Here is a 25,289-nt window from a genome sequence, read left to right as displayed (position 1 = left end):
CTGTTCATCGACGCGCGAGCGCGAGCAAGGTTCCGAAACGTCCAGGAACTTGCGATCGGATCTCGGGTTCTTCGCGTGCAGGGCTTGCACGATCGAAGGACATGTCATGCGGCAAAAGGCAAAGGTCGAGACCTATGATGCTCCGGCAGGTGGCTGGGGCTCGCTCAACGCCGTTGCTCACATCCTGACACAGGAAGAGGTCGCGATCCTCGGCAGCGAGATCCTGCTCAAGCAGAACAAGTCCGATGGCTACATGTGCGTGAGCTGTTCCTGGGCCAAGCCGGCGAAACCGCGTCCGTTCGAGTTCTGCGAGAATGGCGCCAAGGCAACGGCCTGGGAGATCACGCGCAAGACCGTGACGCCGGAGTTTTTTGCACAGCACAGGCTGGCCGAGCTTCAAACCTGGTCCGACCATCAACTGGAGGAGCAGGGGCGCCTGACGACGCCGATGCGGTACGATCGCGCCAGCGACAAATATCTGCCGGTCGGCTGGGACGAGGCCTTCCGCGAGATCGGCGCCGAGCTGAACCGCCTCGATCCGCGTTCCGTCATCATGTACACGTCCGGTCGTGCCTCGCTCGAAGCGAGCTACATGTACCAATTGTTCGGCCGGATGTACGGCACCAGCAATTTCCCCGATAGTTCCAACATGTGCCACGAGACCACATCGGTGGCGCTGCCGGAGGTGATCGGCGTTCCCGTCGGCACGGTGCAGCTGGAGGATTTCGAGACCACCGATTGCGTCTTCTTCTTCGGCCACAACACCACGACCAACGCGCCGCGCATGCTGCATCCGCTCCAGGAGGCGGCGCAGCGCGGTGTGCCGATCGTGACCTTCAATCCGCTTCGCGAGCGCGGCCTGGAGCGCTTCGTCAATCCGCAAAATCCGGTCCAGATGATTGCGGGCGGGACCCGGATCAGCTCGCAATATTATCAGGTGCGGGTCGGCGGCGACGCTGCGGCGATCATCGGGATCTGCAAATTGGTGATCGAAGCGGATGATCGCGCCGTAGAATACTGCGAGCCGCGCGTGATCGATGTCGACTTCATCAGGCAGCACACCTCTGGCTTTGACGAGTTCGCGAGGTTCTGCCGCGCGCAGGACTGGAACGAGATCGAGCGGGCGTCCGGCCTGCCGCAGTCGGCAATGCTGGCGGCCGCGAACACCTACATGGCGGCGAACGCCGTGATCGCGAATTACGGCATGGGCGTCACCCAGCACAGGCACGGGGTCGAGACGGCGAAGATGATCGTCAACTTGCTGCTTCTGCGCGGCAATATCGGCAAGCGTGGCGCCGGGATCTCGCCGATCCGGGGCCATTCCAATGTCCAGGGCCAGCGCACGGTCGGCATCTCCGAAAAGACCAAGCTCGTGCCGCTCGACAAGCTTGCCGAGCTCTACGGTTTCGAGCCGCCCCGATGGGATGGTTTGTCGACGGTGGACGCCTGCGAGGGCATCCTGAAGGGCGAGGTTTGCGGCTTCGTCAGCCTTGGCGGCAATTTCCCGCGCGCCGTCCCCGAGCGGTCCTTGATGGAGCCCGCATGGTCACACCTGCGCCTGTCGGTGCAGATCGCGACCAAGCTCAACCGTACCCATCTCGTGCCGGGAGAGATCACATACCTTCTGCCGTGCCTCGGCCGAATTGAGATCGACCAGCAGGCGAGCGGCGCGCAGGCGGTGTCGATGGAGGCTTCCACCGCTTGCATCCATGGCTCGCGCGGCCAGCGCAGGCCGGTGGCCGAACATCTTCTGTCGGAGCCGGCGATCATTGCCGGTCTCGCCAAAGCGACATTGAAGCCCAATCCCGATGTCGGTTGGGACGCCTGGGTCGCCGATTATTCGAAGGTTAGGGACGCCATCGAGCGCACCTATCCCGATCAATTCAAGGACTTCAATGCGCGGATGTTCGAGCCCGGCGGCTTTGCGCGGCCGCTCGCGGCCCGCGAACGGAAGTGGAAGACCCCGAACGGCAAAGCGAACTTCACGGTTCCGAAGGCGGCCTTCGCGCCGCCGCGCGAAAGCGACGGCATCTACGAGTTGATGACGATGCGCGCGGACGGGCAGTTCAACACCACGATCTATACCGAGGACGATCGCTTTCGCGGCATCACGGGCGGTCGCTACGTCGTGTTCATGAATCCTGCCGACATGGAGGACGACGGGCTGAAGTCGGGGGATACCGTCACGCTGGTGACGGAAGCGGGCGATGGCGTCGAGCGCAGCTTGAGCGAGCTCCAGGTCGTGCCCTACGGCATCCCACGCAGGAGCGTCGCGGGCTACTATCCGGAATGCAACGTGTTGATACCGCTCTGGCACTATGCGGAGGGCAGCAAGGTCCCCGCGGCGAAATCCGTTCCGGTACGGCTGTTCAAGGACATCCCGCCCGAGATCCTCGATGACGGAGAGGCTCCGATTTCGGCGACCTGAACGCGAGCTGGCGGTGGAGGACGATGAGGGACAGCACGTCGAAAGTCGCCGATATCACGAACGCCGTTCACCTCTGCATCGACATGCAGAATATTTTCGCGCCCGGCGGGCTGTGGGCGACGCCGTGGATGGAACGGGTGTTGCCGACGATTGCCGTCATCGCTTCGCGCTACCAGGCCAGGACGATCTTCACGCGCTTCATCACGCCGCAGGGTCCGGAAGATCGGCCCGGACAATGGCAGAGCTATTTTCACCGTTGGCGCGAGGCTACGCGCCGGCACCTGCCGCCATCCGCGCTCGAGCTGGTGCCGGCGCTCGGCCGGTTCGTTCCGCCGGCCGTCGTCATCGACAAGCCGGCCTATTCGGCATTCAGCAATCCCGGTCTTGCGACCCTGTTGGTCGAAAAGCACGTCGGCGCGGTCGTCATCACCGGGGCAGAGACCGATGTCTGCGTTCTGTCGACGGTCCTTAGCGCGGTCGATCTCGGTTTCAGGGTCGTCATCGTCGAGGACGCGCTGTGCAGCTCATCCGACGTCGGACACGATGCGCTGATGACGATGTACCGCACCCGCTTTCACGGCCAGGTGGATCTCGTGACCGCCGAAGAGCTGGCGGAGTTCTGGCGCGCGTAGAATGCACGAATCGAACCAGCTCATGCGAGCGCAACGTCGGCCGGCACCGCTCTCGGTCGCGCCGGCCGCGGATCGCTCTCCCCGGATCGCATGCTCAGATAGGCCGGGTCGAAGCCGGCAAGCCGGACCAGGCCGGGCCAATCCGTGATCGTCATGGTCTTGCCTTGCCATTGCAGCAGGTTGCAGCGGCGAAGCTCCTGGATGGTGCGATTGGCGTGCACCGGGGACATGCTGCAAGCGGCCGCGATGTCGGATTGGGTGAACGGCGACGACAGCTTGAAATCCCTGGCAAGGCCGACGGTTTGCAAACGTGTGGTGATCTCGCAGAGCAGATGCGCCACGCGCGTCAACGCATCGCGGCTGCCGAGGTTGACGGTCCAGTTGCGCTGGATCGCGTGATCTGCCAGCAGCATCAGCAGCAGGGCGTGCGCCATCGCCGGCGAACGCGCCGCCAACTCGCGAAAGAAGCGATGCGGCACGAGGGCGACGATCGCGGGGCCGAGCGCAATCAGATTGCCGTCGACGCGCGGGCGATGGAGCGTGTGCAGGTTGGCGATGTCGCCGGCAACGCAAATCGATGTGATCTGCCCATCCGCGCTTTCCGGATTCTGCCAGGACAAATAGCCCTGGAGCAGCAGGCAGCATTGGGTCGTCTCGTCGCCATGGCGAAGAATGGCCTGATGTGCGCCGACATGCGCAATGCCGCTCGGCATGTTCGCGAGAAGGTCGAGATCGTCGGCGGTCAGGTCGGCAAGGCTCGCCAGACGATCGGCGAGCCTCGAGTAAGCAAATCCTACTTGCATGCGATGTCCGATGGCCCGCCGCCCGCGTCGGACTTTGGCCGAGATGGGCGGCGGAAAGCATTAACCTTTGATACGTTTGCGTCGACGAATGGGCCGGGAGCAGCCATGTCGCATGATCGCGTGAGGTCAGGGAACTGTGTTCGTCAATCGGCTCGCCGAACCAAGGTTCCCAGCGTTCAATTGACGTTGTCGCCGAGCATGTTGCGGAAGGCGGTGATGACGGCGGCAACGCCACTCACGCCTTGCATGAGCGCGATCTCGCCCTGCTGCTCGTGGCGAATGGCATGAGCCATGATGCGCAGGCGCAGATCACCGCGGCTGTGCCACATCTGGTCAGCCATCCTGACCGCGCCTCTGTGATGCTTGCTCATCGCTGCGACGAACAACGCGTCGAACTGGTCCGCCGGCGCGGTCTTGACCTGCCGCATCTCGTTCGGCGTCAGGAAGCCCGGCATGGCGGCACGTTCGTCCGTGCTGCAATCCGGCATGTCCGTGTCGAACCAGCTCAGCCACCAGGTCTCGAAAATCCTGTTCTCACCGGACTGGCTTGCGACCATCAGCATCGCGAGCTTGCGCAGATGCGGGTCGCGGGCGCGTTCGGCGCCGCTCTGCGCGAGCTCGATACCCTGCGTGTGATGCGTCGTCATGTGGCGGAGATAGGCCTGGTCGGCATCCTTGTCGCGGCCCATCCACGGCAACTCGTAGCCGATGCTGCCGAGCAGCGCGATCGTGCCGAGCACTGCAATCGCGGCAACCGCGCCGGTGACCCAGGCATTGGTGAAGCGCACGTCTCGTGCCGGTGCGTCGCCCGGCATCCAGCGCAGCCACGCGAACAGGGGATACATCACGGCGGATGAGCCGTGGACGAGCAGGCCGATCCAGTAGGGCTGTTGCAGAGTGAACAAGGGCTGCCAGAACGGAAACAGCGGCACCAGCACGAACCATTCCATGGCCGAGGAGAACACCGCCCAGGGCAGCGCGAGCAGCAGGATCGTCAGCGGCCGCAAATCGGCGGTCCAGCGCCCGAGCGCGCCGAAGAAGACCAGCGCCCAGGAAAAATCCGCCCATTGGTGAAAGGCGATGCCGGCGAGGATCGCGCTCCACGACGGCTCGGAGCTGATTGCCCAGTCGCGCGCCGGAATGGCCGCGACCGTCATCCAGTCGACCGCGGCATCGCGGCCGATCCGGGCGGCGAAGAGCTGGCTGATGATGGTCGAGAAGCTGCTGCTGATGAGGCCGAGCGCGGCAGCGGCGATCCAGCGTGAATGCCGCCGACGTATGGAGAGTAATGAGGTGCTCTCGCCAGTGTGTTGAAGGGAGATAGCCGGCTGCACGGCGATTCACGTGAGCTGCTTGAGCTTCTTCAGCGGATTGAGCTCGCTCGGCTGGCCCTGCTCGTCGCGGCCGCGCTCGGCTTGCGCCTTCCCGTCGTCGTGGAGATCCTGATCGCCGATGAGCTCGCCGACGGCTTGCCTGGCCCTGCCGACGATCCGCTCGCGAAGACCCTTGGTCTTGCCCATGAGCTGCCTCCGATATGGCCTGCCTCCAGGCTCACGCCGCTAGCCCCGGCGCGTGAAGGGGGGGCGAGCGCCGGGGCTGCGGTCTAGTACGCTTCCGGAAGCGGGGGGACGCCGGAAGCGTTGATGAGACTCGCTGATGCGCCGATGGTTCCTGCGGTGATTACCGGTCTCGAGCCCGATGATCACCCCTTCATTGCCCTGGAGCAGGGTGGTGGCGTCCGGCAGCGGCGCGGGCGGTCGGTCCGGATGTGTCGACATCAGCAGGCGGCCATGGCCTTGCCAGTGCCATTTGCGCGACGCGGATATCGTCACGGGGCTCAAGAACAAGATCCAGACCACGGTGGCGAACGTCACGACGAACGAGATGCTGGCCAAGCAGCATCGCAAGATGGCCGAGCCGGGCACGGCCAAGTCGTAAGGCCAGGGCGCTGCAATTTCCGCGCAGCGATGCGGCAAATTCCGCGCGGCCAAACAGATGGAGGGCGTCGATTCACATACCCTAATGCGCCGGGGCTCGTAAGCGATCAGACTGCCCTGGCTGGAAGAGGGGCTGCGATGGCAATGGATCGCGTCGAACAGGCGTTCGTGGCAACCGCCATCACGGGTTTTGTAGTGATGCTGGTGGCAATCGTTTGGATGATGGTGAGCTGAGCGGGGAGGCCTGTCTTGCGCGTCGCGCTGCCCTATGCTGCGGTTCTCCTGTGCCTGGCGGTGACCGTCTGGCTCGCTTTCGCGCATCTGTTCTGATCCCGCAAACCTCTGAACTCAGCGGTCTCGTGCGGTTCTCTGCCTGTCGCGGCGCGCCGCGTTGCGGCGCTCCTGCTCCAATTCGTCGCGCAGACGCTGCCCGCTGACCAGATGGTCGCTCCTGCGCAGCAGTGCCATGGCCTCGCGAACCAGGTCGTGCGAATGGCTCAGGAGTTTTCGGTCGAGGGGAGAGTCCGGTACATAGATCATCGACGGCTCCTTGCGCGTTGAGAAGTGCAAAGCAAGACGCCTCGTTGCGTGTCAGGCCTGCGGATCGGCGATGAGCGCGGCCAGCTTCCGCGCCATCGCCGGAAGATCGATCGGTTTTTCCAGCAGCGGCACGTCCTGGAATTCCGGACCGAGGGTGATCTTGTCGTATCCCGTGGTGAACACGAAGGGCACGTTGCGTGCCTTCAGCTCGCGCGCGATCGGGAAGATCATCTCGCTGCGGATGTTAACGTCGAGCACGGCGGCATCCAGGACGCTGCCGTCGTGCAGGATCTTGAGCGCGTCCTCGAGGTGACCGACGGGACCGGCGATCTCCGCGCCGAGCGCGCGGAACGTATTGCTGATGTCGTCGGCGAGAAAATATTCGTCCTCGACCACGAAAATGCGCCGCCCACTCAGTTGCGCGCGTTGACGTGACGATGTCGGCGATACCGCCATGGTGCCTCCGGCATTCGCTTCGAGCCCATAGGAACATAAGACGGTGGCCCGCCTTGGTGCAAACGATGCAAACGGAGGCCGGTTCCATGCGCAACCGAGACATCATTGTCATCGGGGGCTCCGCCGGAGCCACCCAACCGTTGAAGCAAATCTTGGGTGGTCTGCCCGCGGACCTACCCGCCGCCGTCTTCGTCGTCCTGCACATTCCGGCCCAAGGTATCGGCATCCTCTCGACCGTCGCCAGCAATGCCGGCCCGCTTCCGGTCCGGCAGGCCGAGAACGGTATGAAGATCGAGCCGGGTCGGATCTATCTGGCCGCGCCCGACCATCATCTGCTGCTCGCTGAGGATCGCGTCTTCCTCGGCCGCGGCCCGCGTGAGAACATGGTTCGTCCGGCGATCGACGCCTTGTTCCGCTCCGCGGCCCTCAACCACGGGCCGCGGGTCATCGGGGTGCTCCTGAGCGGCCTTCTCTCCGATGGCGTCGCCGGCCTCAACGCCATTAAGCGCTGCGGCGGGATGACCGTGGTCCAGGATCCCGCGGACGCCATCGCCGACGAGATGCCGCGGCGCGCGATGGAGGCGACCACCATCGATCTCTGTTTTCCCGGCGCCGGTATGGGAGACGTTCTGTCCGAACTCGTTAGGGAGCAGGCCGGCGCCGCTCTGCCGATCCCGCCCGAGATCAGGCTCGAGGTCGAGATTGCCGCCGGCGAACGGATCGGCAGCGACAGCCTGATGGTGATGGCCGATCCAGTCGCGCTGACCTGCCCGGCCTGTGGCGGCGTCCTGTCCCAGGTCAAGGATGCCCGTCCGACGCGTTTCCGCTGCCAGGTCGGGCATGGCTTCACCGCCGATACGCTCGCTAAGGAGCAGGAAGGGCGGGTGGATGAAGCCTTGCGGGTCGCGCTGCGTATCATCGAGGAGCGGGCGGAACTGGTGCAGCGCATGGCGGCCGAGGGCCGGCGTGCCGGGCGGGCCGCTGTCGCGGAGATGTACGAGGTGAGGGCTGCCGAATACCGCGAATATGCCGACATGATCCGGCGCGTCGTGCTAAAATCGCTCGATCCTCCCGTTCGCAAGCGGGAGGCGTGAAGGCTCTGCCATGGCCATCTCCCCTGCCGAACGCACCGCGCAGCTCAATGCCGAGCAGAGCCTCCTGGTGAAGGCCGACCACGACATCGAGGAAGGCTGGCAGCGCATCCGCGATCAGGAAGAACGCGTGCTTGAACTCATGGCCGGCGGCCACGACACCCGTCAGGCGGAGCGGCTGGTGCAACTGCTCAAGGAGACGCTGGTCGAGTGGGAGCGTCACCGGACGCTGATCGAGGAGCGCGTGGCATATCTCCAGCGCGAGGTCGATCTGGGCAACTGAAGGCCGCTGCCCTGGCTGCGTATCCGGCGCTCCAACCTCGGCCGTTTTCGTTGCATTGCGGCTTTTGCCAAGCCGGGCACGCCCGGGCTTTCGGGCTGGAACCGACCGACCACGCCTGGTACGGGCGTGAGTAACACTTCGGGACATTTTGGCCTTTGATCTGTTGGGGTAATATCGATTTCTGCTATTTGCAGGGGCCGGTCCCTGTTGGTTCCGGTCGGTGAACGAAAGCTGCCAGAGCCATGAATGAAATCGGCGACCAGCCGGTCGAGGGAGAGCGTCAGATCAAGTCCCCGCTGATCATCGGCGTCGGTGCCTCGCCCGCCGCGCTGGACAGCATCGAACGTTTTTTCGCCAAGCTCAGCGTGGGCACGGATCAGGCCATTGTGCTGGCCCTTCAGCATCACGAGGCTTTCGACGAAGCCCGGCTGCGCCGGATCGTTCAGGACTCCAACGGCAGCAAGGTCGCCGATATCGGCGATGGCCATGCGATCGAGGGCGGCACCATCTACCTGTGCCCGCCGGCGATGATCACTACGATCCAGGGTGAGCGGTTCGCGATCCGCAAGGCCGAGCAGGCGCCCGGCGAGCGTGCCACCATCGACAGCTTCCTGGTGTCGCTGGCGGAGGAGCGCGCCGAGCAGTCCATCGGCGTCATTCTCGCCGGCACCGGCGGCGACGGCACGCTCGGCACCGCGACCCTGAAGGATCACGGCGGCCTCGCCATCGCCGAGAAAGTCGTGAGCCAGGAAGAGGCCGACCAGCTGCACGACAGCAATAGACCCGCCGCCATCGCCGATTACGTGCTGTCGCCCGAGGACATCCCGGAACATATCCAGGTCTACGCCCGACATCTGCGGCGCCTGGACGAGAAGCAGGGTTTCGACGAGGTGCTCGCCGCGGCCGCGACCTCGCTGTCGCGCATCGCGGACATCCTGCGCAACAAGACCGGGAATGATTTCCACGGCTACAAGCAGAACACCTTCCTGCGCCGCGTGCAGCGGCGCATGCAAGTGGTCCAGATCGACGAGATTTCCGCCTATGTCGATCTCCTGCGCAACGACAAGGACGAAGCCCAAAACCTCTTCAACGATCTCCTGATCGGCGTCACCGAGTTCTTCCGCGACAAGCGCGAGTTCGAGGTGCTTGAGAGCCAGATCATTCCGAGGATATTCGAGGGCAAGGCCGCGGGCCAGCAGGTGCGCGTCTGGGTGCTCGGCTGCGCCACGGGGGAAGAGGCCTATTCGATCGGCATCCTGCTGCGTGAGCACATGGCCCGGATGGACTCCGCGCCGCAGGTGCAGATCTTCGCCACTGACATCGATGGCCGTGCGCTCGCCGCCGCGCGCGTCGGCCGCTACCGCACCAACATCGAGGCCGACATGACCGGCGAGCGCCTGGCGCGCTGGTTCGTGCGCGAGGGCGACACCTATTGCGTGGTCAAGGAGCTGCGCGAGATGTGCATCTTCTCGCAGCACAACGTCATCAAGGACGCGCCGTTCTCCAAGCTCGACATCGTCTCCTGCCGCAACCTGCTGATCTACCTCAATGCCGAATTGCAGAACCGGGTGATCCCCCTGTTCCACTTCGCACTGCTGCCGGACCGCTATCTGTTCCTCGGCAATTCCGAGAACGTGACGCGGCATCCAAAGCTGTTCGCGCCGGTCGACCGCCGTGCCCGCATCTTCAAGAAGCTCGAGACCGGAACGCGGCTGCCGCCGGAATTTCCGATCACGACCGCGGCGGGCAGGGCGCCGGTCGAAGTGCCGCCGGTGCGCTCGTTTGGGCCCGACGTCGGCCTGGAACGCCGCGCGCAGCGGATCGCGGAGCGCTATGCGCCCGCCTACGTCATCACCGACGACAATTTCCAGATCCTGCATTTCTCCGGACGGACGGGCCGTTACATCGAGCCGACGGCGGGCGCCGCCACGCTCGACCTCCTGCAACTCGTGCATCGCGATCTCAGGCTCGAGCTGCGCACCGCGCTCAGCCGCGCGGCGGAGACGGGCGAGCCGGCCCATGCCGAGCAGGTGCAACTCGGCGTCAACGGCCACCGCGTCCTGGTCGACATCACCGTCGAGCCGATTCAGGAGGGCGCCGGCAGCCAGCGCAACTTCGTCGTCCTGTTCAAGGAGGCCCGGTTCGCACGATGGAGGCGAACCAGGGCAATCCCAACGTGCTGGTGCGCACCGAGCATGTCGAGCGTCTCGAAAGCGAGCTGCGCGCGACGCGCGAGCGCCTCCAGGCGACCATCGAGGAGCTCGAAAGCACCAACGAGGAGCTGAAATCCTCCAACGAGGAATACCAGTCGCTCAATGAGGAGCTGCAATCGGCCAATGAGGAGCTCGAGACCTCGCGCGAGGAGTTGCAGTCGGTCAACGAGGAGCTGACCACCGTCAACGGCGAGCTGGCGCACCGCGTCCAGGAGCTGACGCGCGCCACCAGCGACCTCAAGAACTTCCTCGAGAGCACGCAGATCGCGACCGTGTTCCTCGACAACGATCTGCGCGTGATGAACTTCACGCCGGCGATCACGCAGGTGCTGCATCTCGTCGAGACCGACACCGGCCGCCCGATCGCCCATATCAAGGCGCGCATCCCGATCGAGGAGCTCTACGACGACGTCCGTCGCGTGCTGCGCACGCTCGCCGCCGCCGAGCGCGAGCTGAGCGCGCCCGACAGCGGCACGCGCTACATCGTGCGCATCCTGCCCTATCGCAGCATCGACAATTTCATCGCCGGCGTCGTCATCACCTTCATCGACGTCACCGCGATCACCCGCGCCGAGGAGCGGCAGCGCCTGCTGCTGGCCGAGCTTCAGCACCGCGTCCGCAACACGCTCGGCGTGGTGCGCTCGATCGCCCGCCGCTCGGCCGATTCCAGCACCACCGTCGAAGAATATGCCTCCCATCTCGACGGCAGGCTCAACGCATTCGCCCGCACCCAGGCGCTGGTGACCCGCGATCCCGAAGGCGGCGTCGACCTCGAATATCTCGTGGTAGAGGAGCTGCTCGCCTACAACGCTCGCGAAGGCGAGCAGATGCGCGTCTCCGGCCCCAAGGTGCGCTTCCAGCCCAAGGCCGCGGAGACCTTCGCGCTCGCGATCCACGAGCTCGCGACCAACGCGCTGAAATACGGCGCCTTGAGCCAGCCGGCCGGGCGCATTGAAATCAGTTGGCGCCTCGACGAGAGCACGGAGCCGGCGGAGCTCGTGTTCGAATGGCGCGAGCGCGGCGGGCCAAGGGTCACGCCGCCGCCGCGCAAGGGTTTCGGCACCGAGCTTTTGGAACGCACGCTGGCGTTCGAGTTCAAGGGGCAAACCACGATGGCATTCAATCCGGCCGGGTTGCAATGCACGATCATGATTCCCCTCAGCAAGCGCGCATTCCACACACCCGTGGTGGCTGGCTGATGACTCTGTCGACCTCCGATCGAAGCCTGGTGGAGCCGGTGGTTCGCCGGCTGAGCGCGCTGAGGCCGTTGTCGACTGAGGCCCGCGCATTGCTCGAATATGCCATGCTCGAAGGCCTGCAACGCGCCGGGGCCGGCGAGGACCTGATCTCGGAGGGCGATCCCGTCGACAGCGTCCGCATCGTGCTGTCGGGCTGGCTCTGCCGCTACAAGACACTCGAGGACGGAAGGCGCCAGATCGTCAATTTCATCTTCCCCGGCGAGAGCTGCGATGCGCACGCGTTCCTGCTGTCGGTGATGGACCATTCCATCGCGACGTTGACGCCGGCGATCTATGCCGAAATCAAGCGCGCGCGGTTCGAGAGTCTGGTGGCGGGCGATCGCTCGCTCGCGGACGCGTTCTTGTGCGAAACCCTCATCAACACTGCCATCCAGCGCGAATGGGCGATCAACCTCGGCCGTCGCATTGCGCTGGAGCGTGTGGCGCATCTGTTCTGCGAGATCTTCGAGCGGCTTCGCCCCGTCGGCATGATCGACGGCAATTCCTGCATCATGCCGATCACGCAGATGGATCTCGCCGACGCCACCGGGCTGTCGGTGGTCCATCTCAATCGCACCGTGCAGGAACTGCGCGCCTCCGGCCTGATCGTGCTGCGCGACCGCACGCTGACCATCAACGATCTCGGCGCGCTCAAGGACGCAGCGCTGTTCTCGCCGAGCTACCTGCAACTCTATCGGCGCAGTTGATCGATTTATGTTCGAAAGGCGGCGTGCCTAATCCCCAATCTTGATCCAGGTTAGGCGAACGCGAGAGTTTTGAGCCAATGACGTCGTTTGAGTAACTTACGCAAAGGCGGGATACGGCTGCTGCTCCTATGATGGGCAATGCAAAATGCACTCTTTGCCCGCGCGACCCGCGCCATCGAAGCAAGCCGCGTTCTCCGCGACCAGCACCGGCAGGTGACGGAGCAGCACGACCGGACCTTGGCTGCTGCGCGACTTGCGGTGATGGATAGCGCGATGGCGCGCTCGGAGATCAAGGCCCATCGCGACAATCGAACAGACGAACCTGATTGAGGGCCGAGACGGACAACTCGCGGAACCCGAGCAACCGTTTGGTGTGTAGGACGTTGATGGCTCGCCATGCCGATCCGGCTTTGGCAACCACCCTGTGACCGGAACGCAACGACGCGCTCTGCCTCATGGTCAGGGAGAACGCCTCATGCTGACACGGCGTCGATATAGACAAACCGACTTGCTGGAGACGCGCTTGGCTGCCGAAGCGGAGCGGCTGCGCGAGCAAGCCAAAACGCTTCCGCCCGGGGCCGCGCGCGACGAGACGTTGCGCAAGGCACGCCAGGCGGAGACGGGGTCTCAGATGAGCGAATGGCTGCGCTCGCCCGGCTTGCAGCCGCCGAACTAGACGGCGATCCGGGCGCGTGCAGACGCGCATGAAGTGCGAGCTGCACGCGCCGGGAACGGGTCAGATGTCGGCGCGTACCGATGCGCTGATGTCGTGGGCAGAAACCGGAAAAATGAGCACCACGTCCATCGTCCCCGTTGCGTCCGGTTGTCACCCGGCGGTGCCTCCGGTCAACGCCCCTTCGCCGCTTTGGTTCGCCTGTTATAGGGTGAGCGGTTGGTCGGCCTCAACGAAATCCCCTTGCGTTGCGCCTTGCTGCGAATGGCCGCGACCGGACGCTGAAGCTTGACGCTCATCACGCCCGTCGGCGTGTTTCCCTTCGCGAGCTGCTTCAACTTGCTCACGTCCGCAGGCGTCCACGGCTGGCGCGCGCGCCGCTTGTACGCGGGATTTGCCTTGCGTGGTCCCTTGCGGCCGATCGGTGAGCCCGGCCGCTTCCATGCTGCTTTCGCCATGATGATCCTCCTTCAGGTCCTTCATGAACCAGCGAATCAGCATTTCGGTTCCGGCGCATTCGGTCTCGCAATGCACCGCCTCTCGCCGCGCATATTCACGCTGTCGACGAACCGGTGCCGCAGTGCGCACGCGCCTTGCGCAAAATCACCCAGCGTTAACTTATTGAAATGCTGGAACCCGTTGCCGGGGCGGAAGCTACCGACGCTGCCGGACTGGGCCGCCCCTGGCCGGCAGGCAACTGACAGATACTTGGGCCCCGGCGCCCGATCCCCCGCCGGGGCCTATTTCCCTCTATCCGAAATCACCCGCGAAAGACCAAATGACCGCCAAACGCAACCGCAGGAAACAGACCCAATCGCTTCAGGAGCGATTGGCCGCATTCGCCGAAAACGCCCGCGAGCGCGCGCGCAGTCTGCCGCCCGGCAAGGAGCGCGAGATATTGCTGCGCCGCGCCAAGCAGAACGAGGTGACCTCAAACCTGACAGACTGGCTCAGCGCGCCCGTCTACCCAAGACGAGGAGAATGACCATGCGGAGCATCAAGCATTATCGCGCCTTCCAGATCGATCCGGACGGGCATGTGTTCGGCTGCATCAATCTCGTCTGCGACAATGACGAGCAGGCCAAGCGCGAGGCCGCGGCGCTCGTGCTGGTCCACCGCATCGAGCTGTGGCGGCTGGACCAGCGGATTGCGCAATTCGATCTGCCGCAGGAGGCCGTTCACCAGTAGAGTGGAGCGGAACCGCGCACGGCGCCCCGGGTTGGTCGCATGAGACCGACTTCGCGAGGGAGCCAGCATGACGGAAGCCGACGTTCGCAAGGGAATGCCGCCCGTCAAGCTGTCGCGCGAGGAGTTCGAGCACCGTTACAAGAGCCAGTTCATCGATCCCGCCTTTGCGCCGCTCGGGCGCGAGCTGGATGCCATCGTCAGTGCCGCCTGGGACGCCTACAGCCATTCGCGCAAGGCACCGCTGACGCGCAAGGCCGGCCCCGGATTTACCGATCCCGACTACGACATCGCCCTCGACTGGCTGGATGCGCGCGTCGCGCTGCTGGCGGCGCAGCGGCGGCATGACGATGCGAGCGAGACGCCGCGCATCCTGATCATCAACGGCTCGGCGCGCAGCGAGCACACCTGTCCGGGCGAGATGTCCAAGACCTGGCGCCTCGTGAAGCTGGCCGAGCCGGTCTTCGTCGAGATGGGCTTCGCCGTCGACATCCTCGATCTGTCGCGCCTTGCTTCCGAATTCGGCAAGACCATCCATCCCTGCAAGTCCTGCGTCTCGACCGCGATGCCGCTCTGCCACTGGCCGTGCAGCTGCTATCCGAACTATTCGCTGGGACAGACCAGCGACTGGATGAACGAGATCTATCCGCTCTGGGTCGCGGCGCACGGCATCCTGATCGTGACGCCCGTGAACTGGTATCACGTGCCGTCCGGGCTCAAGGCGATGATGGACCGCATGGTCTGCGCCGACGGCGGCAATCCCGATCCGACCTCGACCCACGGCAAGACGGCCAAGGAAGCCAAGGCGATCGAGCTGAAGGGCTGGCCGTATCCGCGCCATCTCGCCGGCCGTCACTTTGGCCTCGTGGTTCACGGCGATGCCGTCGGCGCCGAGGGCGTGCGCCGGGCCCTGTCCGACTGGCTCACCGACATGCACCTGATCTCCGCGGGCCGCTTCGCCGAGCTCGACGGCTATATCGGCTACATGGACCAATACGCCACCTCGCACCACGAGCTCGACGAGGACAGCGAATTTCAGCAGGAGGTCATGAATGCGGCGCGCGCGCTCGGCGACGCCGTCAAGCTGGCGCGGAGCGGGCGCCTTGAGGAGCCCGGCGCGGGTCTTCAGGATCCGAATCCCAAATGACCGGTGCACAACCGATCGATTGCCTGATCGTCGGAGGCGCCCGGCCCGCATGATGGCCGCGATCTATCTGGCGCGCTTTCGCCGCCGCGTCTGTATCGCGGACACCGGCGCGAGCCGGGCGGCGCTGATCCCGCGCAGTCATAACGTGCCGGGCTTCGTGCACGGCCTGTCCGGCGCCGAGCTGATCGCGCGCATGTCGGCGCAGCTGGACGAGCTCGCCGTCACGCGCGTCGAGGCCGAGGTCACCGCATTGCAGCGGCTCGCGCACGGCTTTCAGGCGAGCTGGCGCGGCGGCGCGCATGAGGCCGCTACGGTCGTCCTCGCCAGCGGCATCGTCGACACCCATCCGCCGTTCGACGAATGGCGCGTGGCCGTCGCGGACGGGCTGTTGCGCTATTGTCCGGTCTGCGACGCCTTCGAGGCGATCGGCCGCCGCGTCGGTGTCGTCGACCCGCTCGGGCGTGCCGCCGGCAAGGCGCTGTTCCTGCGCGGCTACTCGCCCGATGTGACGCTGCTCGCAACCGGGCAGGGTGACGACGAGGCCGCGATGTCGCGGCTGGCCGAGGCCGGTGTCGAGGTGGTGTTCGCGCCCGACCTGCGCTTGAGACGCGCGGCGGACAGGATCGAAGCCGTGTTTGCGGACGAAAGCACGGCGCAATTCGACATGGTCTATCGCGTCATGGGCGCAGAGGTGCGCTCAAAGCTCGCGGTGTCGCTCGGCGCAGAGCATACCGCCGACGGTTACCTGAAAGTCGATGACCATCAACGCACGTCGGCCGGAGGTCTCTACGGCATCGGCGACGTCGTCACCGACCTGCACCAGATCTCGGTCGCGTTCGGCCACGCCGCAATCGCCGCCTGCACCATCCACAGCAGTCTGCCGCGGCGGCTGGCATGAGAAGCGGGGCCCCGACATCGGCGAACATGACGGCAGGATCATCCACCAAGACCTCGGTCTACGCGGCGTTGTTCGGCAACATCCTCGTCGCGATCACCAAGATCGGCGCGGCGGCTTGGACAGGAAGCTCGGCGATGACAAGCGAAGCCGTGCATTCGATCGTCGACACCACCAACGAGATCCTGCTGCTCTATGGCTACCGTCGCGCGAGCCGGCCGCCCGACGAAGCCCATCCGCTCGGCTATGGGCGCGAGCTGTATTTCTGGAGCTTCATCGTTGCGCTGCTGATCTTCGCGCTCGGGGCCGGTGTCTCGCTGTATCAGGGCATCATGCATGTCGCCGCGCCCGAGCCGATCGAGGATCCCACCGTCAGCTTCGTGGTGCTCGGACTGTCGTTCTTGTTCGAAGGCGGCTCCTGGCTGGTCGCGGTGCGGCGCTTCAGCGCCGATGCCCGGCGGTTCGGATATTATCAGGCCTTCGTCCGCAGCAAGGATCCTCCGGCCTTCATGGTGCTGCTCGAGGACAGCGCGGCGCTGGTCGGCATCGTCATTGCCGCCGCAGCGACTGCGGCCGCAGTGTGGCTGGCGCAGCCGGTCTGGGACGGCGTCGGCTCCATCCTGATCGGGCTGTTGCTGACGATCGCCTCGATCGGCCTTGCCCGTGAGAGCAAGAGCCTCCTGATCGGCGAGCCCGCCGATCCCGAGCTTGCGCGCGCCATCCTCGACATCGCAAGGCACTCGCCCGGCGTGCTGCGGGCCAACGGCCTGTTGACGGTGCAGCTGTCGCCGGCCGAGGTGGTCGCGGCCCTGAGCATCGAGTTTGCCGACGACAAGCGCGCCGACGACATCGAGCAATGCGTGGTTTCGATCGAGACAGAGATCCGCAAGCGCCATCCGAGCGTGGCGGCGCTGTTCATCAAGCCGCAGACCAATGCCCGCTTCCACGCGGTGCGGGCGCGGCGCTTCGGCTAGCGCCGTCCGCGCGGTTCCCCGGGATCTCACAATCGGCCAGCCGGCAGGAACGATCGAAGCCTCGCCTTGGTTGAGCGTGAGCGGGCAGGGCCGCATCGAAGGCGCAATTGGAGAGACCGGATGGCTCAATCCGAAGAGATGAACCGCTGCATCGCGCTCTGCATGAGCTGCTACCAGACCTGCCTCGGCACGGCGATGAACCACTGCCTCGAGACCGGCGGCAAGCACGTCGAGCCAAAACACTTCCGCCTGATGATGGCCTGCGCCGAAATGTGCCGGACGGCCGCGCATTTCATGCTGATCAACACGCCGCATCACCGGCACACCTGCGGCGAATGCGCGGAAATCTGCGACGAATGCGCCGCCGATTGCGAGCGGATCGGCGGCATGGACGAGTGCGTCGCGATGTGCCGCTCCTGCGCTCAATCCTGCCGCGCCATGGCGGCCTGAGGGACAAGCCCATGTTGGAAGAGAAGCTCAAGGAAGCCATCATCGGCGAGCTGGAACGTCAGGCGGCCAACCGGCCGCAGGCGCTGAAGGTCGAGGGTGGAGGCGATGCGAAAGACTCGGAGGAGCTTATCGTCAACGGCCGGATCGATCTTGCCGCGCTCGCCATGGTGATCGCGGGATCGGTTGCCGGCGGGCCGTAAGGCGCGATTGTAACCGCTTGAAATCGCAGCCGATGCGTCCGCGCCGCCGCGCGCGGGCCTCAGCCATATTCCTCGCCGATGCCGTATTCCCGGTAGATCTCCAGCGGATCGAGGTCGGGAAACAGGCGGCATTTGGCCTGCGCGAGGTGCAGGCTCACTGCCGCCGGCTCTTTGCCGTTCGCCAGCATCTTGCGAAGATCGTCCATATGCGCGTTCGGCTGGTGCTTAGGTTCGAGCTGCTCCAGCGCAACCAGCGCGGTCGCGAGCGCCTCGGTCAGAACCCATTCGTCGTGGCCCGTGATTCCCTTCTTCGGCATCGGCAGACCCCACATGTGGCGCTGCCAGTCTATCGCGACTTCGGCCAAATCTCCATTGCCGGCGGCCGGGCGCCAGCTTGCATTATGGCCGAGCGTGGCTAAAAGGCGGCGAGTTGCGGGCGCGGCGGTATCTTTCTTGAAACGAAGTTGGCGTAGAGGGACCTGCACGGCGTCCAGGCCGGCTGTTCCGCTCTGGGTTTCCCTGATCCCGTACCCGCAACCCGATCCGGTTGCGCACCCCTCAAGGCTCGAGCCAGCATGGTCTTCCTCAGCTTCGTCTACCGCTTCGTCACGAACTTCGCGTTCCTGGCGGTCGTCTATTTCAGCCTGAACTTCATGGAGAAGTATCCGAACCGGGCGATCCTGGCGATCCTGGTGCTGGTCTATTCCGCCATGCGCGCGGCCTCGACGCTGCGCGCGTTCTACTTCTTCCAGAAGATCGAGAAGCTGGAGGCCGAGACGCGCCGCCTCCAGGCGCCGATCAACGACGGTTCGGGTGGAACCAACGCGCGCAAGCAGGTCGTCGCCGACGTCGCGCGGCTGCGGCGCGACGGCGAGCTCAAGTCCTATATGGACCTGTTCTTCCTGGCGCTGATCGTGCTGCTCTGCGTCGCCGCCATCATGCGGCAATGACAACTCAAGCGCGCTTCTTCACGCCGGTCGCAATGCGGGTCGGGCGGGGCGTGGTGCCCTTTGCCTGCGCTGCATGCTTCAGCGTGCCATGCGCGGCGTGCGCGGTTCGAGGCGCGCGTGACTTTGTGGCCTTGCCCTTGGCCGCATGCGGCGTCTCGGCCGCCATCGCCAGCCGCGTCGCGGCGCGCCGCGACAAGGTCGTCGACAGCAGCACCTCGACCGAGCCCTCGGGGATTGCGAACAGATCGCGGCCCGGCGCGGCGAGGGTGGATGCGACATCCATCTGGGCCCTGGTCCGGGGCGGCAGCAGCGGCTGATGCGCGGCTTCCGCGTTCAGATCGGCGAGCGAGGGCGCCGGCAGCGACTTGGTCTCCGTGAACACGAAGGTCGGAACGGCCGGCCAGCGCGCGATCGGCGTCGTCTCGGTCGGCGGATGCAGCAGCCATTCCACTGCCGTCGTCGGCGTCGCCGGCTGGTCAGCAGTCGCCGGCACCACGTGCACGATGCGATAGCCCTTCGCCTTGAGGTCGCGGATGATCTTCGGCAGCGCCGCCACCGTGCGCGGCTGGATGTCGTGCAGCAGCAAAATGCCCTTGCCCTTGGCCTCCAGCCGCTGGATCGCGAGCTGGTAGACGCGATCGGACGACACATGGCGCCAGTCGTCGGCCGGGAAGTCGGCGCTCCAGACCTGGATGCCGCGCGAGATCAGATAGTTCTCGACGCCCTCGGCGCGCATCAGGCCGGGAATGCGGAAGAACGGCGCGAGCTTTGTCGGATCGGTCATCGCCGCCGAGGTCCACTGGATACCGCCGTTGATCTCGGGCTCGAATTTCTCGGCCGGCATCCGGTCGAAGGTCAGCGGATGGTCCATGCTGTGCGTGGCGACGGTATGGCCCGCCGCCACCAGCTTGCGCACGCCTTCGGGGTTCGCCTTGGCCTGCTGGCCGATGATGAAGAAGGTCGCCTTGATGCACTCGTCGGCGAGGATCTGGAGCACCTGGTTGGAATATTTCGGCAGCGGACCGTCGTCGAAGGTTAGCACGACCTCGTGGTCCTTCAGCGGCAGCGTCTCGCGGTACTGCATCGTGCCGATGCGCGGATGCTCGCGCGGATCGACCACGAGGGTGCGTGAGGTCCCGAGCGCGCCCGGATGCCCAGGGCATTCGGCCGCCAGCGCCGCCTGCGAGGCGGTGCCCAGCAATCCCAACACTACGCCAAGGACGGCCCACGATCGCGTCCCGAAAACAACGCTACGTCCGATCATGAAACTCGGTCTGCCCTCATAAGATTGCCGTCTTAGTAGGTCGGAGACGCCCCGAAACGGTTCAGGCGCAAGTCCCCAGCCATCTTTGCATGGCGTAGCATGAACAGAGTGTTAATAGGGCTCAAATCACCCCTTTTTGCGCCGACGTGACATTCCGGCATCAACGCGCGTCGGCGTTCTTCTGTGATGTCCCCGCCGGGACCACGTGAACCACGCGATAGCCGTTCTCCCTCAGATACCGCAGGAAGGCCGGCATGATCGCGGCCGTGCGCGCCTTGGGATCGTGGAAAAGGATGATGCCCTTGCCGGCAGCGGCGAGGCGCTCGGTGATGAGCTTCAATTCCTGCTCCGGCGTCATCTCGTTCCAGTCGCTGGCCCAGAGGTCGGCGCCGAACACGACGATGCCACGCGACTGGAGCAGGTCGAGCTCGGCTTGCGTCGCTTCGAAATAGGGAAAGCGGAAGAACGGCGTCGAGGGCGTCGTGGTCGAGACCCCGTGCAGCGCCATCTCGCCGGCCGCAATCCCGCGGTCGATCTCGCTCTTCGCCTTCTCGAACGGGATCCGCGCCATGAACGGATGCGACCATGTGTGGTGGCCGATGGTGTGGCCCTCGCGCGCGATGCGCTTGACCATCTCAGGATGCTCGGCTGCGTGCAGGCCGATCAGGAAGAAGGTCGCGCGCACGCATTCCTGCGCCAGCGCTGCCAGCACCTTCGACGTCGTCGGTGGATGCGGGCCGTCGTCGAAGGTCAGCACGACCTCGTGATCGGCAAGCGGCAACGTCTGCGGAAAGCTCTTCACGCCGACGCGCGGCGTGGTCTTGGCGTCGACGCTGAGGACACGCGAAGTGCCGAGCGCATCCTTGCGCGGGCAGTCGGCGGCCTCCGCAGAGGCGATGCCGCCGAGGGCCGCGAGGACCACGCCCAGCGACATCGAGGTCCACCGCAGTCGAAGCATCTTTGTCATTGCGCTCGGAGTTGCCTTGTGGGTATTGCCTGAACCATCAGCTCAGATCACACGTTCCAACCTGTCAAACGGCGAGGCGCACCATGGATGAACATATGGACGGTGCTCCATCCGCCGAGGCCTCGGTACTCGACCACGTGCCGATGCGCAATGAAGACGGCGAAATCCGGCACGAATTCGTCGAGGAAATCGCCCATGCGATCGAGGCCGGCGACAGCGCCGCGCTGCGCGCCTGCGTCGCCGAGCTGCACGAGGCCGATCTCGGCGACCTGATCGGCGCGCTCGAGCCCGACGACCGCGTCCGCCTGGTCGAGCTCACGGGCCGCGATTTCGACTTCTCCGCGCTGAACGAGGTCGACGAGGCCGTGCGCGAGGAGATCCTCGAGGAGCTGCCGCCGGAAACAGTCGCCGAAGGCGTCCGCGAGCTCGAATCCGACGATGCGGTCGAGCTGCTGGAGACCCTCGACGAGGCCGATCAGGAGGAGATCCTCGAAAAGCTGCCGTTGCAGGAGCGCGTCGCGCTCGAGCGCAGCCTGCTTTATCCGGAAAATTCCGCCGGCCGCCGCATGCAGACCGAGTTCATCGCGGTGCCCCATGATTTCACCGTGGGGCAGGCGATCGACTACATGCGCGAGACGCCGGATCTGCCCGATCGCTTCTACGAGATCTACGTCGTCGACAAGGATCAGCACTGGCAGGGCGCAGTCCCGCTCGACGTGCTCTTGCGCGCGCGCCGCCCGGTGCCGCTCACCGAATTGACCGATGAGGACCGCCGCCGCGTCTCCGTCCTGGAGGACCAGGAGGAGGTGGCGCGCATGTTCGGCAAGTACAATCTTGTCGCAGCCCCCGTGCTCGACACCCAGGACCGCCTCGTCGGCGTCATTACGGTGGACGACGTAGTCGACGTCATCGAGGAAGAGGCCGACGAGGACCTCAAGGCGCTCGGCGGCGTCACCAGCGACGAAGAGCTGTCGGACACGTTCCTGACCATCGCGCGCGGCCGCTTCAACTGGCTGCTGGTCAACCTCGCCACCGCGTTCCTGGCGTCCTCGGTGCTTGGCCTGTTCGAGGGCCAGCTGGAGAAGATGGTCGCGCTCGCCGTGCTGGCGCCGATCGTGGCGAGCCAGGGCGGCAATGCCGCGACCCAGACCATGACGGTCGCGGTGCGGGCGCTGGCGACGCGCGAGCTCGGCTCCTCCAATGCCTGGCGCGTGATCATGCGTGAGACCCTGGTCGGCCTCGTCAACGGCCTCGCCTTTGCCGTGATCACGGGCATCGCCGCGGTGGCTTGGTTCAAGATCCCGGGCCTTGGCATCGTCATCGGGCTCGCCATCATCTGCAACCTCGTTGCCGGCGCGCTCGGCGGCATCCTGATCCCGATGGCGCTCGAACGTGTCCGGGCCGATCCGGCGGTGGCGTCGGGCACGTTCGTCACCACGGTGACCGACGTGGTCGGGTTCTTCTCCTTCCTCGGTATCGCGACGTTGTGGTTCGGGTTGAAGTAGGGCCGCCTTTCTCTCCTCGTCATTGCGAGCGAAGCGAGGCAATCCAGAATCCCACCGCGGCGGCAGCCTGGATTGCTTTGTCGCAAGGGCTCCTCGCAATGACGGGGAGAGAGCTGCGCAGAACCGGGACCCCTGACTTCCCGGGCCAGAGGCGGTTATCTTTAATCCGAACTTAAGCGACCTGCCGCATCATCATGCCCGCTTGAGGGAATGGACATGCGGTTGCGGCTGAAGGCGGACGGACGGATCGTCGAATTGCGGGATGGGCAGGAATATCCGGTCCAGCCGAGCGCCAATGCCGGACCTGGCGACGCCGGCTCGCTCGCGGTGCGCGACCTGCGCCGCCGCGCCTGTCTCACCCAGATGGAGTTCGCCGCAAAGCTCGGCGTTCCCGTCGAGACCATCCGCAATTGGGAGCAGGGCAAGCGCGCCCCGCGGGGACCCGCCCGCGCTCTGCTCGCCGTGATCGCACACGCGCCGGAGACGGTGTTCCAGGCGCTCGCCAAGGCCTGATCGCCAAGGCCTGACGCGAACCTCCCGTTAGCATTGCCCTGAATATCCGGCCCGAGCGCCGCGGCATTCGTTGGCAGTGTCACCGACCGGGTCCATAATGATATCAGGGGCTGCCGCAACAGAGAGGATTCCTCATGCTGTTCGTCGAGGCCAGTGGCGCAAAAATCCCGGCGATCGGGCTCGGGACCTGGGAGCTGGAAGGGCGCACCTGTGCCCGCGTGGTCGAGCAGGCGCTGCGGCTCGGCTACCGCCACATCGACACCGCGCAGGTCTACGACAATGAGCGCGAGGTCGGCGACGGCTTGCGCGCCTCCGGCGTGCGCCGCGATGATATCTTCCTCACCACAAAGGTCTGGACCAATCACTTCGCGCCCCACGATCTCGAGCGCTCGGTCAAGGAGAGCCTGGCGCGCCTGCGGCTTCCTTCCGTCGATCTGTTGCTGCTGCACTGGCCCAATTCGCATGTGCCGCTGGCGGAGACGCTGGGCGCGCTGTCGCATGCCAAGCGCATGGGCCTGACCCGTCACATCGGCGTCTCCAACTTCACCGTGGCGCTAATGGAGCAGGCGGTGGCGCTGTCATCCGAGCCGCTGGTCTGCAACCAGGTCGAATACCACCCTTACCTGGACCAGGCGAAGGTGAGGGCGGCCTGCGACCAGCATGGCCTTGCGCTGGTCGCCTACAGCCCGGTCGCCAAGGGCCGTATCAAGTCCGACCAGAGGCTCGCCGCCATCGGCCGCGCGCATCGCAAGACGCCGGCCCAGGCCTGCCTGCGCTGGCTGGTGCAGCAGAATGTTGCGGCGATCCCGCGCACCTCGCGCGTCGAACGCCTGTCGGAAAACATCGATATCTTCGATTTCGAGCTCTCGGGCGAGGAGATGGCGGAGATCGCCGCGCTGGCGAGCCCCAAGGGCCGCCTGACGGATTTCGGCTTCGCGCCGAAATGGGATTGAGGGGGGACTGGGGTATGCCAGGCATGATCCGGAAAAGTGCGGTTTTCCGATAAGATCATGCCCAACCAGAAGCCTAAAACGCAATGACGGTTGATCCCGACCTCATCGCGTTTTAGGACCGCGACGGCAACCCAAGATCGGTCGATGGAACTGCGGAAGATCATACGGACGGACATTGCGGCGTCGGCGATCGCGCATCTGACGCTGGTGGCGCTGATCATCGTGATCAGCGAAGTCCATCCGTTTCATGCCGCCGCGCCCGAGACCGTTTCGGTCGACATTGTCACGCCCGAGCAGGTGAAGCAGGAGGAGGCCAAGGCCGAGGAGAAGGCTCAGGAGGAGGCAAAGGAAAAGGAAAAGCCGCAAGAGCCGCTTCCCGACCTGAAGCTGCCGAAGCTGGATTTCACCGACAAGGACAAGGCAGAGGCGGCGCCGAAGCCTGCGGCCAAGGAGAAGGCCACCGCGGCATCGCCGAAGCAGCAGGCATCGCCCGAACCGCAGCAGAAGCAGCCGCAACCCTCGCAGGCGGCGAAGCAGCGCGAGGCCAACGTGCAGCCTCAGCAGTCGCAGCCTCAGCAGCCGCAATCTTCGCAGCCCCAGCCGCAGCCGTCGCAATTGCCGCCGCCGCAGCCGCTGCCGCAAATGCAGCCTCAAGCGGCGCAGCCGCCGCCCCGCCGCCGGCCTATCAGGCGCCGGAGCCCGACGTCACCGTCAAATACGGCGTCATGCTGGGCCTGCCGCCCGAACTACCGCCCGAGCCGAAAGACCTGCCCAAGGATGACGGTGGCGACGCCAAGGATTCAATTGCGGCCAAGCTGCCGCCTGAGGTCGTCGCCGAGCTGCGCCGTCATTTGCGAAGCTGCGCAAAACTGCCGGCCGGGCTCACGCCGGCCGACAATGTCCGCATCAAGCTGCGCACGGTGTTCGCCACCGACGGCACGCTGGCACGCGAGCCGATCCTGATCGAGGCCCCGCCGTCGGCGAAGGGCGTGGCGCTGGTGAAGTCCGCGATGGCCGCGCTCCAGGCCTGCCAGCCCTACAAGATGCTGCCGGCCAATTTGTACGAGGAATGGAAGGTGATGGACCTGCCGTTCTCGCCGCGGGATCTCGGGTCTTAGCTCACCCTGGGGACTACGGGTCCCGGATTGCCCAACGGGCAAAACACCCGCGCGGCTGTCAATCGAACCCTTGAGAATATTCCGCTTTACCGAAATTCGGATTTGTCGTATATATCGTCCATCCCGGCTCATCCTTGAGGGGCGATCATGTGGTCGCATGGTCGCGA

At 65.2% G+C, this 25,289-nt stretch carries 26 protein-coding genes and 4 pseudogenes; 21 read left to right on the top strand and 9 right to left on the bottom strand.

The window, feature by feature from the left end:
• Positions 1-106: 106 nt before the first annotated feature.
• Positions 107-2,428: an FdhF/YdeP family oxidoreductase gene (locus tag FOM02_RS28375; protein ID WP_027559736.1), complete on the top strand. Its 2,322-nt coding sequence runs from the start codon at positions 107-109 to the stop codon at positions 2,426-2,428.
• A 23-nt stretch (positions 2,429-2,451) separates the two neighbouring features.
• Positions 2,452-3,060 carry a cysteine hydrolase family protein gene (locus tag FOM02_RS28370; RefSeq protein WP_027559735.1) on the top strand — a complete coding sequence of 203 codons (609 nt, stop codon included), beginning with the start codon at positions 2,452-2,454 and terminating at the stop codon, positions 3,058-3,060.
• 20 nt (positions 3,061-3,080) lie between these two features.
• Here FOM02_RS28370 and FOM02_RS28365 read toward each other — a convergent pair whose 3' ends face one another.
• The 3 genes from FOM02_RS28365 to FOM02_RS28355 all read right to left on the bottom strand — a co-directional run bounded on the left by FOM02_RS28365 (position 3,081) and on the right by FOM02_RS28355 (position 5,383).
• A complete protein-coding gene (locus tag FOM02_RS28365) occupies positions 3,081-3,863 on the bottom strand; it encodes a Crp/Fnr family transcriptional regulator (RefSeq protein WP_027559734.1) in 783 nt (260 codons plus the stop codon).
• 176 nt (positions 3,864-4,039) lie between these two features.
• Positions 4,040-5,197: a DUF305 domain-containing protein gene (locus FOM02_RS28360; RefSeq protein ID WP_084334353.1), complete on the bottom strand. Its 1,158-nt coding sequence runs from the start codon at positions 5,195-5,197 to the stop codon at positions 4,040-4,042.
• A 6-nt stretch (positions 5,198-5,203) separates the two neighbouring features.
• On the bottom strand, positions 5,204-5,383 hold the full coding sequence (locus FOM02_RS28355; protein ID WP_027559732.1) for a hypothetical protein: 180 nt from the start codon (positions 5,381-5,383) through the stop codon (positions 5,204-5,206).
• A 295-nt stretch (positions 5,384-5,678) separates the two neighbouring features.
• Between FOM02_RS28355 and FOM02_RS28350 the strand changes: the two are divergent.
• Positions 5,679-5,801, top strand: a pseudogene (locus tag FOM02_RS28350) (oxidoreductase); the annotation flags it as partial.
• Positions 5,802-6,148: 347 nt separating this feature from the next.
• Here the strand turns inward: FOM02_RS28350 and FOM02_RS28345 are convergent.
• The gene (locus tag FOM02_RS28345; protein ID WP_027559731.1) at positions 6,149-6,340 is read right to left on the bottom strand and encodes a hypothetical protein; all 192 of its coding nucleotides are present in this window, start codon (positions 6,338-6,340) and stop codon (positions 6,149-6,151) included.
• Between the two features lie 51 nt (positions 6,341-6,391).
• On the bottom strand, positions 6,392-6,796 hold the full coding sequence (locus FOM02_RS28340) for a response regulator (RefSeq protein ID WP_027559730.1): 405 nt from the start codon (positions 6,794-6,796) through the stop codon (positions 6,392-6,394).
• A gap of 86 nt (positions 6,797-6,882) precedes the next feature.
• Here FOM02_RS28340 and FOM02_RS28335 point away from each other — a divergent pair, with 86 nt between their 5' ends.
• The 6 genes and pseudogenes from FOM02_RS28335 to FOM02_RS28310 all read left to right on the top strand — a co-directional run bounded on the left by FOM02_RS28335 (position 6,883) and on the right by FOM02_RS28310 (position 13,004).
• Positions 6,883-7,890: a chemotaxis protein CheB gene (locus FOM02_RS28335; RefSeq protein WP_027559729.1), complete on the top strand. Its 1,008-nt coding sequence runs from the start codon at positions 6,883-6,885 to the stop codon at positions 7,888-7,890.
• A 10-nt stretch (positions 7,891-7,900) separates the two neighbouring features.
• Positions 7,901-8,170: a hypothetical protein gene (locus FOM02_RS28330; RefSeq protein ID WP_027559728.1), complete on the top strand. Its 270-nt coding sequence runs from the start codon at positions 7,901-7,903 to the stop codon at positions 8,168-8,170.
• Between the two features lie 242 nt (positions 8,171-8,412).
• A pseudogene (locus FOM02_RS28325) lies at positions 8,413-11,582 on the top strand (CheR family methyltransferase).
• Entirely contained in the window at positions 11,582-12,328 is a 747-nt protein-coding gene (locus FOM02_RS28320) for a Crp/Fnr family transcriptional regulator (RefSeq protein ID WP_027559726.1), read from the top strand. The pseudogene FOM02_RS28325 and the gene FOM02_RS28320 overlap by 1 nt, the downstream one beginning before the upstream one ends.
• Positions 12,329-12,466: 138 nt before the next feature.
• Positions 12,467-12,658 carry a hypothetical protein gene (locus FOM02_RS28315; protein WP_027559725.1) on the top strand — a complete coding sequence of 64 codons (192 nt, stop codon included), beginning with the start codon at positions 12,467-12,469 and terminating at the stop codon, positions 12,656-12,658.
• 145 nt (positions 12,659-12,803) lie between these two features.
• Positions 12,804-13,004, top strand: coding sequence for a hypothetical protein (locus FOM02_RS28310; protein WP_027559724.1), 201 nt, complete (start codon positions 12,804-12,806; stop codon positions 13,002-13,004).
• Between the two features lie 201 nt (positions 13,005-13,205).
• Here FOM02_RS28310 and FOM02_RS28305 read toward each other — a convergent pair whose 3' ends face one another.
• A complete protein-coding gene (locus FOM02_RS28305) occupies positions 13,206-13,502 on the bottom strand; it encodes a hypothetical protein (protein ID WP_156950850.1) in 297 nt (98 codons plus the stop codon).
• 277 nt (positions 13,503-13,779) lie between these two features.
• Here FOM02_RS28305 and FOM02_RS28300 point away from each other — a divergent pair, with 277 nt between their 5' ends.
• The 7 genes and pseudogenes from FOM02_RS28300 to FOM02_RS28270 all read left to right on the top strand — a co-directional run bounded on the left by FOM02_RS28300 (position 13,780) and on the right by FOM02_RS28270 (position 17,852).
• Positions 13,780-13,986 carry a hypothetical protein gene (locus tag FOM02_RS28300; protein ID WP_027559722.1) on the top strand — a complete coding sequence of 69 codons (207 nt, stop codon included), beginning with the start codon at positions 13,780-13,782 and terminating at the stop codon, positions 13,984-13,986.
• 2 nt (positions 13,987-13,988) lie between these two features.
• Positions 13,989-14,189: a hypothetical protein gene (locus FOM02_RS28295; RefSeq protein WP_027559721.1), complete on the top strand. Its 201-nt coding sequence runs from the start codon at positions 13,989-13,991 to the stop codon at positions 14,187-14,189.
• Positions 14,190-14,256: 67 nt separating this feature from the next.
• Complete coding sequence (locus FOM02_RS28290; RefSeq protein WP_027559720.1) at positions 14,257-15,333, top strand: flavodoxin family protein; 1,077 nt, start codon at positions 14,257-14,259, stop codon at positions 15,331-15,333.
• Positions 15,330-16,231 (top strand): annotated as a pseudogene (locus FOM02_RS28285) (NAD(P)/FAD-dependent oxidoreductase). Before FOM02_RS28290 ends, FOM02_RS28285 begins: the two are co-directional and overlap by 4 nt.
• A gap of 26 nt (positions 16,232-16,257) precedes the next feature.
• Positions 16,258-17,202: a cation diffusion facilitator family transporter gene (locus FOM02_RS28280; RefSeq protein ID WP_027559718.1), complete on the top strand. Its 945-nt coding sequence runs from the start codon at positions 16,258-16,260 to the stop codon at positions 17,200-17,202.
• A 120-nt stretch (positions 17,203-17,322) separates the two neighbouring features.
• Entirely contained in the window at positions 17,323-17,652 is a 330-nt protein-coding gene (locus FOM02_RS28275) for a four-helix bundle copper-binding protein (protein ID WP_027559717.1), read from the top strand.
• 11 nt (positions 17,653-17,663) lie between these two features.
• Positions 17,664-17,852 (top strand): hypothetical protein, encoded by a 189-nt coding sequence (locus tag FOM02_RS28270; RefSeq protein WP_027559716.1) that lies wholly within the window; start codon positions 17,664-17,666, stop codon positions 17,850-17,852.
• 59 nt (positions 17,853-17,911) lie between these two features.
• Here the strand turns inward: FOM02_RS28270 and FOM02_RS28265 are convergent, their stop codons facing one another.
• Positions 17,912-18,169, bottom strand: coding sequence for a hypothetical protein (locus FOM02_RS28265; RefSeq protein ID WP_181411698.1), 258 nt, complete (start codon positions 18,167-18,169; stop codon positions 17,912-17,914).
• A gap of 258 nt (positions 18,170-18,427) precedes the next feature.
• On the opposite strand from FOM02_RS28265, the gene FOM02_RS28260 reads away from it, so the two are divergent.
• On the top strand, positions 18,428-18,802 hold the full coding sequence (locus FOM02_RS28260; protein WP_027559714.1) for a hypothetical protein: 375 nt from the start codon (positions 18,428-18,430) through the stop codon (positions 18,800-18,802).
• A 4-nt stretch (positions 18,803-18,806) separates the two neighbouring features.
• Here the strand turns inward: FOM02_RS28260 and FOM02_RS28255 are convergent, their stop codons facing one another.
• Positions 18,807-20,066: a polysaccharide deacetylase family protein gene (locus FOM02_RS28255; RefSeq protein ID WP_027559713.1), complete on the bottom strand. Its 1,260-nt coding sequence runs from the start codon at positions 20,064-20,066 to the stop codon at positions 18,807-18,809.
• Between the two features lie 160 nt (positions 20,067-20,226).
• The gene (locus FOM02_RS28250) at positions 20,227-21,000 is read right to left on the bottom strand and encodes a polysaccharide deacetylase family protein (protein ID WP_027559712.1); all 774 of its coding nucleotides are present in this window, start codon (positions 20,998-21,000) and stop codon (positions 20,227-20,229) included.
• A 116-nt stretch (positions 21,001-21,116) separates the two neighbouring features.
• Between FOM02_RS28250 and mgtE the strand changes: the two genes are divergently transcribed.
• From mgtE to FOM02_RS28230, 4 genes and pseudogenes are all read left to right on the top strand, one after another.
• Positions 21,117-22,538, top strand: a complete 1,422-nt coding sequence (gene mgtE, locus FOM02_RS28245) for a magnesium transporter (RefSeq protein ID WP_027559711.1) — start codon at positions 21,117-21,119, stop codon at positions 22,536-22,538.
• 210 nt (positions 22,539-22,748) lie between these two features.
• Positions 22,749-23,051 (top strand): helix-turn-helix domain-containing protein, encoded by a 303-nt coding sequence (locus FOM02_RS28240; RefSeq protein WP_027559710.1) that lies wholly within the window; start codon positions 22,749-22,751, stop codon positions 23,049-23,051.
• Between the two features lie 134 nt (positions 23,052-23,185).
• A complete protein-coding gene (locus FOM02_RS28235) occupies positions 23,186-24,004 on the top strand; it encodes an aldo/keto reductase (RefSeq protein WP_027559709.1) in 819 nt (272 codons plus the stop codon).
• Positions 24,005-24,148: 144 nt separating this feature from the next.
• Positions 24,149-25,122 (top strand): annotated as a pseudogene (locus FOM02_RS28230) (hypothetical protein).
• Positions 25,123-25,289 lie beyond the last annotated feature (167 nt).

The sequence above is a fragment of the Bradyrhizobium sp. SEMIA genome, assembly GCF_014844175.1.
Taxonomy (GTDB): domain Bacteria; phylum Pseudomonadota; class Alphaproteobacteria; order Rhizobiales; family Xanthobacteraceae; genus Bradyrhizobium; species Bradyrhizobium arachidis.
Note: the sequence above shows the minus strand (reverse complement) of the source record. Positions and strands in the feature narration are given on the sequence as shown.